Genomic DNA, 2,004 nt, shown 5'->3' with positions numbered 1-2,004 from the left:
TCGCTACAGCGGGGAGTTCTGGGACAACAGCGCACACCTTCAATATTTGCGGGCAAGATGGTATGATCCAAGTGTAGGCCGGTTTATGAGTCAGGATACTAATGAAGTGGATATAAACAATCCGCTGAGTTTGAATCTTTATACGTATGTGCATAACAATCCGTTAAGGTATACGGATCCAAGCGGTCATGAAATCTATGGTGAGGGTTGCTATGGGCCATGTTATATGGGTTATAACTCAACTCCGCAGATATACAGCGATATAACAACAGGCATATTAAAAACATGGGAAGTAGCTGGCTCACTAGCTGTAGATGACATTAATACGATTGCGGATCCTAATGTCTCCACATTTGATAAAACTTTGGCCGCGGCAGGATTTATCCCTGTAGGAAAGGTTATTACAGGAGGAAAAATTGTTGTCAAGCTAGCCTCAAAGGGAAGAGAAATAGAAAGGACAGCAGAATATACTGCCGATAACTGGAAGGCTTTAAAGAATATTGGATGTAACTGTTTTACAGCCGGGACCAAGGTACTAACAGACGAAGGGGAGAAAAATATCGAAGACATTAAAGTCGGAGATAAGGTTCTCTCGAAAGATGAAACGACTGGCGAGGTAGCATATAAAGAGGTTACTGCAACCTTCAATCACGAGACGGATGAGATTTACAACATCCATGTGAGCGACCAAACAATTGAAGCGACATTTAATCATCCGTTCTACGTGAAAGATAAAGGGTGGACGTTCGTCAAGGACCTCAAAGCAGGTGACTTGCTTGTTCAGAGTGATGGGAATACAATCAAGGTAAACAGCATCGAACTGGAACGCAAGCACGCCATCGTTTACAACATGACGGTTGATGAGTTCCATACCTACTTTGTCAGTGACCTTGGGATTTGGGTGCATAATACGAATTGTCCATTGAACACGGTTGTTGAGGAAAAGAATGTAACAAATCAGTTAAAGAGTTTAAGTACCAAACAACAGGAGAGTTTCGAGAATATAAAAACACAGCTAGCAAGCGGAGACTATACAGGATTGAATGTTCACGCATTAACTGGTGATAAGAAAGGGTTAATGTCAGCGGATTTCAAGGGTTTTGGACAAGGGCGCGGAAATGCGAGAATTTACTTCAAAATTGAAGATGGTAAAGTAAATATTACTGAAATTGATTTGAAGCATCAGAAATAAATAAGAAAGGGAGGAGATTGTTATTCCATTTAATCATGTTATCGTAGAAGTGCACTGTTTGTATGGTCTAGATGAGAGTCAAGAAGTTGGGACTGTTCCTAAGTACTGCAAATATGGAGTTAAAAATCCTGGTTATCATTGCTTGAAAAACAATTGTCCGTATGTTGGGCACGCTCCTGCTCCGCATGAAATAGCCTTTTCGGGTGACAGTGGAGATGTAGAAGATGACGCTTGGATAGGATTTGGTGGGGAAATGGAGCCGGAAATTTATTCTGAGAGTAAGGATATGGAGTTAAAGGAACTATGGAAAGAGGTTTGCAAAGAAAAGATACAAGAAGCATACGAAGAATACATGCTCCGAAGTAAACTAAAAAAAGATTAGTCTTATTGACCTTGAGGGCGGCAATCCTCAAGGTTTTTCTTTTACCCCCACCCAGTGCCGAATGCTTAGTTTTCACTTGTTACGTTCGCCCACCCCTCAAACGAAAAATCAATTAAAATGTTTGCGCGGCAGATAATCATTGAAATGATATATTATTATTTGATTATTAAAATAGACTCATGTATACTTCATCTCAGAGGTGTTGTTTGTGAGCGAATTTTATAACGAGGCTATGAAGTCAAAATTTTTAATGAGATACGGTGTAGGTTCTCAAAAGATATTTGCAAGGATTTTTCGATTCTCCCAAAGTTTAGAGGAAGAATACGGCACAGACATGTCAAACTTTACACTGGAACAAGTAGAAGCCGTATTAAAAAAATTAAAACCTGCAACCGAAGCATCCTCCAGAAATTCGACTTCGTGTATCTTC

3 protein-coding genes are annotated in these 2,004 nt (G+C 40.1%); all 3 read left to right on the top strand.

What is annotated here, in order from left to right; all coding sequences use genetic code 11:
* Positions 1-1,192, top strand: a 1,192-nt coding sequence (locus tag PEL01S_RS35530; RefSeq protein ID WP_174807056.1) for a polymorphic toxin-type HINT domain-containing protein, incomplete at its 5' end; no start/stop codon positions are given.
* Between the two features lie 49 nt (positions 1,193-1,241).
* Positions 1,242-1,574 carry a hypothetical protein gene (locus PEL01S_RS34145; protein WP_255320203.1) on the top strand — a complete coding sequence of 111 codons (333 nt, stop codon included), beginning with the start codon at positions 1,242-1,244 and terminating at the stop codon, positions 1,572-1,574.
* A 208-nt stretch (positions 1,575-1,782) separates the two neighbouring features.
* Positions 1,783-2,004 (top strand): phage lytic cycle repressor MrpR family protein (locus tag PEL01S_RS35015; RefSeq protein ID WP_443093775.1); only part of this gene is annotated, 222 nt, incomplete at its 3' end.

Source organism: Paenibacillus elgii NBRC 100335, assembly GCF_004000865.1.
Taxonomy (GTDB): domain Bacteria; phylum Bacillota; class Bacilli; order Paenibacillales; family NBRC-103111; genus Paenibacillus_G; species Paenibacillus_G elgii.
Note: the sequence above shows the minus strand (reverse complement) of the source record. Positions and strands in the feature narration are given on the sequence as shown.